The organism is Enhygromyxa salina, assembly GCF_000737335.2.
Classification (GTDB): domain Bacteria; phylum Myxococcota_A; class Polyangia; order Nannocystales; family Nannocystaceae; genus Plesiocystis; species Plesiocystis salina_C.
Genome location: NZ_JMCC02000011.1, coordinates 168,518 through 176,995 on the forward strand (window position 1 = coordinate 168,518; position 8,478 = coordinate 176,995).

General features: G+C 67.1%; 5 protein-coding genes and 1 pseudogene. 4 read left to right on the forward strand and 2 right to left on the reverse strand.

Annotated elements, in window-relative coordinates; genetic code table 11:
• Positions 1-594 precede the first annotated feature (594 nt).
• Positions 595-2,157 (forward strand): annotated as a pseudogene (rpoD, locus tag DB30_RS06480) (RNA polymerase sigma factor RpoD); the annotation flags it as partial.
• A gap of 149 nt (positions 2,158-2,306) precedes the next feature.
• Here the strand turns inward: rpoD and DB30_RS06485 are convergent.
• Entirely contained in the window at positions 2,307-4,169 is a 1,863-nt protein-coding gene (locus DB30_RS06485) for a serine protease (protein ID WP_052547099.1), read from the reverse strand.
• 23 nt (positions 4,170-4,192) lie between these two features.
• Here DB30_RS06485 and DB30_RS06490 point away from each other — a divergent pair, with 23 nt between their 5' ends.
• From DB30_RS06490 to DB30_RS06500, 3 genes are all read left to right on the forward strand, one after another.
• A complete protein-coding gene (locus tag DB30_RS06490; RefSeq protein WP_153258243.1) occupies positions 4,193-5,188 on the forward strand; it encodes a RodZ family helix-turn-helix domain-containing protein in 996 nt (331 codons plus the stop codon).
• 65 nt (positions 5,189-5,253) lie between these two features.
• A complete protein-coding gene (locus DB30_RS06495; RefSeq protein WP_052547101.1) occupies positions 5,254-5,916 on the forward strand; it encodes a sterol desaturase family protein in 663 nt (220 codons plus the stop codon).
• A 47-nt stretch (positions 5,917-5,963) separates the two neighbouring features.
• Entirely contained in the window at positions 5,964-7,571 is a 1,608-nt protein-coding gene (locus tag DB30_RS06500) for an aldehyde dehydrogenase family protein (protein WP_052547102.1), read from the forward strand.
• Here the strand turns inward: DB30_RS06500 and DB30_RS06505 are convergent, their stop codons facing one another.
• Complete coding sequence (locus DB30_RS06505; RefSeq protein WP_052547103.1) at positions 7,572-8,090, reverse strand: nuclear transport factor 2 family protein; 519 nt, start codon at positions 8,088-8,090, stop codon at positions 7,572-7,574.
• Positions 8,091-8,478 lie beyond the last annotated feature (388 nt).

Sequence of the window (8,478 nt, forward strand, 5' to 3'; positions counted from 1 at the left end):
TTTCGTCACTCTCAGACCAATCACACCGTCCTTGCGGTAGGATGCGCGAATCAAACCGGTGGAGCCGATTCGCGTGGGTTGCGACCCACGCCGCGAGTTCGCTCGCGCTGATGATCAGGACGATCGAGGTCATCCATACCTCGTGCGTGAAGCTCGCGCGCGGGGGACTTTCCGGCGCGCGCGTGCTCGATCACGCGAGGCCGCCGCGACCCTCGACCCACCGCGGTCATCAGTGTCAGCAACCGGACCGGCCAAACCGGGTAGCCACAGTTGGTCATCATCATCGGCATCGAGCCATCGATCGCCGCTGGCGGCCGTGGCATGCCGCCCGTTGCCAGCGCAGGTGAACCACCAAGCAGCCCCGCTCGGTGGACCCACGCCGGTTTGCGGATATACCTGCACACCGTTTCGTGTCTGGCCAGTGGCCCGCGAGTGCTCGCTTCGGAGCGAGCGGCGTCGCCTTCGCCTGCATGAGCGAATCGATTCGATCCACCCCGGAGGGTGTTTATGAACAAGAGCCCGAGCTCCATCAAACCGCGCGCCTCAACCAGTCGAGCCAAGCCCCAGGCCAAACCGCGCCTGATCGACGAGCGCGGCCGGAGCGTCGATCCAGTACGGATGTATCTGCGCAAGATGGGTACGATCTCGCTGCTCACCCGCGAGGGCGAGATCGAGGTCGCCAAGCGCATCGAGACCGGTGAGAACAAGGTCATCGACATCGTCCTCAACAGCCCGATCGCCATCCCCTACGTGGTGGATCTGTGCGAGCGCGTCGAGCGAAACCTCGTCAGGGTCAAGGACGCGTTCGTGATCCCGGCCAAGACCGACGAGAAGCGTCCTGGCCAGGACGAGGAGCCGACCGGTCAAGAAGCCGCCATCGAGAACATGAAGGTCCAGCTCAAGCGCCTGCGCAAGCACCAGCGCGAGCTCGACCGCATCGACGAGAAGCTGCGCGAGTCCGACACCGACGAGGGCCAGCCCGAGGCCGACGGCGAACCCGACGCCACCGCGTCGACCGAGCCCGAGACCGACGCCGACGGCAAGGACAAGCGCGCCGAGCAGCAAGACGCCGCGGTCCGCTCGATGATCGACATGCGGCTGAGCCGAAAATCGATCGAGGAGATGAGCGAGGAGCTCAGCGAGACGGTCGAGAACGTGCGACGGGCGCTGCGCGAAGTGCAAGACTGCGAGCGCCGGGCAGGCGTCGATCTCGAGGAGCTCCGCTCCACCTTCGAGGGCGTGCGCCTGCGCGAGCAAGAAGAATTCAAGCTGTGCCGCAAGCTGGGCCTGCACCCGTGGGAGCTGCACGAGCTGATCTCGCGGATGAAGGTCGCCAACAAGCGGATCCGTCGGGTCGAGCAAGAGCTGGGCGTCTCAGCCGACGACCTGGTCGCGCTCTACGATGATCTGCGCCGGGCCCGGCGCGAGCGCGAGGCCGCCAAGGCCGAGCTCGTCGAGGCCAACCTGCGGCTCGTGGTCTCAATCGCCAAGAAGTACACGAACCGCGGACTGCAGTTCTTGGACCTGATCCAAGAGGGCAACATCGGTCTCATGAAGGCCGTGGACAAGTTCGAGTACCAGCGCGGCTACAAGTTCTCGACCTACGCGACCTGGTGGATCCGCCAGGCGATCACCCGGGCGATCTCGGATCAAGCCCGAACGATCCGCGTCCCGGTCCACATGATAGAGAGCATCAACAAGCTGATCCGAACGACGCGGCAGCTGGTCCAAGAGTACGGCCGCGAGCCAACTCACCAAGAGATAGCGACCAAGATGGGCATGCCCGTCGAGAAGGTCCGCAGCATACTGCGCATCGCCAAAGAGCCGATCAGCCTCGAGACCCCGCTGGGTGAAGACGGCGACTCGAGCCTCGGTGATCTGATCGAAGACAAGAACGCGCTCGATCCAGGCTCCGGCGTGGTCGACCGCCACCTGTCCGACGAGACCCGCCGCGCGCTCGCCAGCTTGACCCCGCGCGAAGAGAAGATCCTGCGCTTGCGGTTTGGCATCGGCGAGGCTTCGGACCACACGCTCGAGGAGGTCGGCAAGGACTTCTCGGTGACCCGCGAGCGGATCCGGCAGATCGAAGCCAAGGCGCTCAGCAAGCTGCGCAAGGCCGAGCGGTCCAAGCAGCTGCGCGAGTTCGTCGAGGACTGAGCGGAGCCAGGACCCAGGACCGCCAAGCAAATCCCCGCGATTTGTTTGGCGGTCGCTCGTTTGGTTTGAACCGCCCCCCCTGACCTGCCGGAGGACGCTGCGGGACCCATGACCGACGCGGGGCTCGGCCGGTTGGAGAGATCCTGCGGTTACTTGTCGCGGACCACGAGTGATCGCACGTAGCCGTTGATCTCGATCTCGCGGGGGGCTGGCTCCGCGCTCGCGGGCAGCGGGGCGGCGCCGCGCTCGAGCTCGCCAAACCGACCCCGCAGCAGCAAGGGTGCCCCGGCCGCGCTCAGCTCCGGCCCAAGCTGCACGCGCCGATCAAACTCGTGGCGCTCGACCTTGGGATCGAGCCGCAGCGTGCGGACGTCGGGCCAGCAGTACACGTGCTCGAGGTCCGCGCCCAAGCCGTCGCCGATCCACGCGATCGCACCAACATCATAATCGTCTCCGGCGCGCGTGGGCGCGGCCATGATCGTGAGCTCCGGCGGCGCGACCAGCTCGCACAGCCCCGGTCGATCGAGCACGCCGGCCAGCAGCCCAAGCACCACGACGTCCCGCCCGCTGGCCAGCGCGAGCTCGCCCAGGACCCGGGCGAGCTCGTTGCGATGCGCACGCGAAGGCAAGTCCCGGCCGGCCAGAATCTCCACGTAGATCAGATACAGCGCGCGCGAACCCGAAGCGCCCGGCCGCGCCAGCGTGATCTGCAGGCGCACGAAGCCCTCCGGCAGGACCCGGCGACCGTTGCACACGCTGCCCGCGGCCTCGGCCGTGGCCTCGTCGGGCGCGCACGGCTCCGCGTCCACGGCGGGATCCAGACACAGCAGCGCGTGACTCCCCAGCTCCAGCGTGCCGAACCCGGCGTGGCCGAGCAGCTGCGACAGCCCAGCTCGCAGCGCGCTCGGGATCCCCTCGAGCACCATGAAGTCGGCCCCCGCTTCGACGACGACACTCACGATCGCGTCGAGCTTCACGCGCTGGTGCTCGACCGTGAGATCGGTGAGCCCCACGAACAGCGGGCCCAGATCCCAGTGGCCAGGATCCAAGAACTCTGCGCCGCCCATCCAATCGAGCATGGTCCGAGCCGGTGGCGTCCCCCGATCTTCCAGCTTGGCGACCGGCGCCGTCAGCCCGGTCGTTGCGAACAGGCCAAAGTCACCGCTGCCGCCCACGCTGTCGAGCAGCTCGCGCAGCAGCGGGCTCCCGCCCCGGTGCGAGCCCGCGACCGTCAAGAACTTGAGGATCACGTCGGAGCGCACGCCCACGTTGTCACGCGTGCCGCCCCAGTGGTGCAGCGCGACGAGCTCCCAGCGGGCGTTGAACACCGGCGAGCCCGACGACCCGCCCTCGGTGTCGGCGAGATAGTGGATCGCCGACTTGACCACCTTCGTGATGTGGTTGCCCTGAATCACGACCTGCTTGCGGCCGCCGCGGGGATGCTGGATCAGGTTGACGCGCGCGCCAACGTCGACCCCGGTGGGCGCGTGACACAGCGGGATCGCGCCCCAGCGGGCCCCGGGATCACCGTCGATCGCAACCAGCGCGAAGTCCAGGACCGGGTCGCCAAACAAGTAGCGATCGGGCTGGAGCACGAACACCTGCGGGCTCAGCTGGCGGCCATGCTCGTCGTCTTCGAAGTCGAAGAACACCCGAGCCCCGCGCGCCGCGGCGACGCTGGGCAGCACGTGATGGTTGGTCATCAGCAGGCTGGGGCTGACCATGAACCCGGTCCCAAAGTAGGTCTTGCCGTCGTCGATGATCTCGATCCGCGCGACGGATCGGGCCCGCTCGAAGCCAACCCGCAAGAACCAGGTCGGCAAGAAATTGCCGACGTCCACGGTCCGCTCGGGCACATATTGCGGTGCGGAATCCCGTGGCGACCCAGCCGCTGGGCCCCGCGCGTCACTGAGCTTGCGCGCAGCCGACTCGACCAGCGCCTGGGTCAGCGGGCCCAGCTCACCAAGCCGGCTTTCGTTGGGGTGAAGACCGAGTATCTGGCGCGGGCCCATCTCGAGAATGGTAGCCTGCTGCGATGCGTACTTCGGCAACCACGAGTTTGCGCCGCCGGGCTGGGGGAATCGCGGCGGTGATCAGCATGGGCCTGGTGCTCGCGGTCACGGCCTGCAAGAGCGCCGAGGATCGGCCCAACACCGATCCGCTCAACGACCCTTGGCTCGACGAGATCGAGGCCGACGAGGTCGCGGTCGCGGCGACGCCGGATCCGGCCGCGGATCCAAGCGCAGAGCCGGGCACGGATCCGGGCACGGATCCAGCCGAAGAGCCAACCACCGCCGTCGCGCCAGACGAAGATCCGGTCGCACCGAACGACGGCAGCGAAGTCGCTGCGGCCGAGCCCGCCGACGGCTCGACTGCAGAAGCCGCCAAGCTCGCTGGCGCCAGCGCGCCCTCGAACAAGTCAGGCGCCGCCGTGGCGGCCGCGGACCCAGCAAAGCCCGACCCCGCGCCCAGCGAGCAACCGGCAGCCGCTCCAGCCGAGCAGCCTGCCGTCGCGCCAGCGCCTGCCGAAGCCGCGCCCAAGCCCCAGCCGGCCGAGCCGCCCGCACCCGCCCCGATCACGATCGCCGACTTCGACGGCACGTTTCGGTTCTCGGGCGGCAGCGCCCAGCGTCAGGCTCTGGAAGAGGCGATCGAGTTCGGCGCCAACCAGGTCGCCGGCATCATCCGCGGCATCGCCCGCAAGCGGCTCACGAAGACGCAGATCATCGACGACGAGATCAAGATGTCGGTCTCGGGCGACAAGATCACCTTCAACTGGTCCAACGGCTCGACCATGACCTGCGTGATCGGCGGACCCAAGGTCAGCATGAGCTTCAAGGGCGACAAGTACCTGGGCCGCGTGCTCGAGAAGGGCAGCAAGATGATCGTCGTGTTCGACGCCCCCGACGCGGTCAAGACCCTGGTCTACGTGCTGTCGGCAGACCGTCAGAAGCTCACGGTCCACCACAAGCTCGACGCCGACCAGCTCAGCGAGCCCGTGACCTTCAAGCTCAGCTACACCAGGAAGTAGTGTTCGTAGTGTGATCTCGATGGGGTTGCGGAGCCGTTGGCGGTGCTACCTTCGCGCCGCTCGCCATGGCCCTCCTCGTCACCCTGATCACCGTGTTGGCAGCCTCGGCTCTGCTCGAGGTCCTGCTCTACGCCATCTACAGCTCGCGCTCGAGCGACGCCTACAAGATCTACCCGCTGCGCGGCAAAGACTTGGGCCGCATCGCTCGCGTCATGCTGCCCAACTCGCTGCTCTCGGCCGCGCTGATCGTGGGCCTGATCTACTGGGGGCAGCCGTGGCTGCTGCACACGGGCGAGGTCTCTGCGCTGGGTGTGATCGCCGACGTGGTCGGGACCTTGGTCCTCTACGACGTGATCTATTATGCGATGCACCGCTTCTTGTTTCACGGCGCGCTGCAGTCCGTCCATGTCCTGCACCACACCGTCAAGCACCCAACCGCGATCGAGAGCCTGTACGTCCACCCAATCGAGAACGCGATGGGCGTGCTGCTGTTCATGGCGTGCATCTTCATCGTCGGCCCGATCTCCATGTGGGGCTTCGCGGTGACCTTGGCGATCTACTCGTGGCTCAACATCGTGATCCACTCGGGCCTGGATTTTCGCCAGCCCTGGCTGCGCCCGATCGCGTACATGGTCCGCAAGCACGCGCGCCATCACTCGGGCATGCGGGCGGGCAACTACGCCTCGATCACCCCGATCCCCGACCTGGTGTTCGGCACCGCCGAGTGACCCACGCCACGCCGGTCGCGGCAGCGGTTCGCTAGCTTCGGCGGGCGATGCCCGACGGAACCGCCCGCCCCTCCTCCACGCTGCCACCGATCGAATGCCACGACCCCGCGACCCTCGAGCGGCTCGGTGAGGTCGAGGTCATGGACCGCGCGCAGGTCGAGGCGATCATCGCCCGGGCTCGCGCGGCGCAACCTCGCTGGGCCGCGACCAGCTTCGCGGAGCGCCGCGCCGTGCTCCGCGATCTGCTCGCGTGGATCGTCGAGCACCAGGCCAACATCTGTCACCTCGCCGCGCGGGACTCGGGCAAGACCTTGATCGACGCGGCGATGGGCGAGGTGTTTCCAGTCTGCGAGAAGCTGCGCTACACGATCGCCCACGGTGAGCGGGATCTGAGCCCCGAGCCGCGCAGCCCGGGGTTCCTGCTGCACAAGCGCGGACGCGTCGAGTACCTGCCGTTCGGGGTCGTCGCCGTCATCGCCCCGTGGAATTTCCCGTTTCACAACATCTATTGCCCGCTGATCCCCGCGCTGTTCGCCGGCAACGCGGTGGTCGTGAAGGTCAGCGAGTGGACCTCGTGGTCGGCCAGCGAGTACCTCGAGATCATCCATCGGGTGCTGCGCAAGCACGGGCTGCCAACCGACCTCGTGCAGGTCGTGACCGGGTGGGGCGAGACCGGGGCGCACCTGGTCCGTGGCGGCGTCGACAAGGTGTTCTTCACGGGCTCGCCCGGGAACGGTCGCAAGGTCATGGCGACCGCGAGCGATGATCTGACGCCGGTCGTGCTCGAGCTTGGCGGCAAAGATCCGCTGATCGTGTGCGACGACGCAAACCTCGATCAGGCCGCCGACGCGGCGATGCTCGGGGTGTTCACGGCGTGCGGGCAGATGTGCGTGGGCGCCGAGCGAATCTACGTATTCGACGCGGTCCACGATCAATTCGTAGAGACCATGCGGGCCCGCGTCGCGGCTCTGCGTCAGGGTCCGCCCTTGACCAACGCGATCGTCGACTGCGGCGCCACGACCATGCCCGCGCAGCTCGAGGTCATCTCCACGCTGGTCGACGACGCGCTCGAGCGCGGCGCGACGGCGCTGGTGGGTGGCCGTCGCAACCCCGAGCTTGCCGGCCAATACTACGAGCCCACGCTGCTCGTTGGCGTCGACCACTCGATGCGCATCACCCAAGAAGAGGTGTTTGGTCCGATCATGGTCGTGATCCGCGTGCGCGACGAGGCCGAGGCCGTGCGCCTGGCCAACGATTGCCCCTACGGGCTGGGATCGAGCGTGTTCACCCGCGATCGCGCCCGCGGCCAACGGATCGCCCGGCAGCTCCGCACGGGCATGACGGTCGTGAACGACTACGGCGTCGCGTACATGATGCAGGCGCTTCCGTTTGGCGGCGTCGGCAACTCGGGCTTTGGCCGCATCAACGGACCCGAGGGCCTGCGCGCCTGCTGCTACGCCAAGGCGATCGTCGAAGACCGGGTGCCACTTGGCCGCAGCGTCGCGTTTCACCCGGTGCGCCCCTACAGCTACGAGCTGGTCCAGAGCGCCGTGCGGATCATCTACTCGCGCGGCCTCCAGGCCAAGGCCCGCGCGGTCGTTGGCGCCGCCCGGACCATGCTCTCGACAATGCAGGGCGCGCGCGACGACGATTGATCACATGTGCATCGCGGCCAGCAGCTTGTGCGCGCTCTCGACCCCGGTCATCGGCAGCGCGCCAGGCTGCAGCACCCCAAGCTGAATCAGCAAGGTCGCCTGATCGAAGTAGAGGTGCTCGTGCGCAATTTTGTCGCGCTCGAATTCGACGATCGCGGTGACCGGCAGCACCACCGCATTGTGGGTAGGCGCAATGCCCGGCGCCAACCACTGCATCTCGATGTCGTGGGTGAATTCGTAGACCAGCTCTTCGACGATGCGATCAATACCCACGGTCAACGAGATCGAGACCCGCCGCATGTCACTGGGTATCTGCGGAATGAACCGCTCGCCGTAGAACACCCGCAGCGCGCCCTTGCCGACCCCACCGATCCCCGTTGGCACCATCAAGACGTGGGGTTCCGGCACCATCGTCGCCAGCACGGCGTCGAGATCCTTGATGACGAACTCCGCGAAGGTGTGCCGTCGCCAGACTTGAACCTGCTTCTCTTGTGCGGGCGTGAGGGGGGACTGCGACATGTATTGTTCGTAGCAGATCGCATCGGCTACGCAGCGCAAAGACAGGCCGTCTCCCGGTGCCGGTATTGCACCACGGGCTACCAAAGCGCCGATCAGTCTGGAGCCTGACGACTCGAAACTGTTTTCAGCTCGGGCGAGGGCTTCTCGCCCGCTTGCGGACACCTTTGTGGACTGGTTCACCAAGGGCAGCGAACTTGATCGGCGCTCAGGGCCGCAGAAAAAGCGGAGGCGCTGGGCCTCCGCTCTCATGTTCGGGTGCGACTCGCAGCGAGTCAGACCGTGTCAGGCACCTGGCCGCGCTCGCGCTACTCGACCTCTTGATCGACGTAGAGACCGATCGCCGCGTTCACGCCCTGCTGGTCACCAGCGCCGCTGCGCTCGTAGGTTG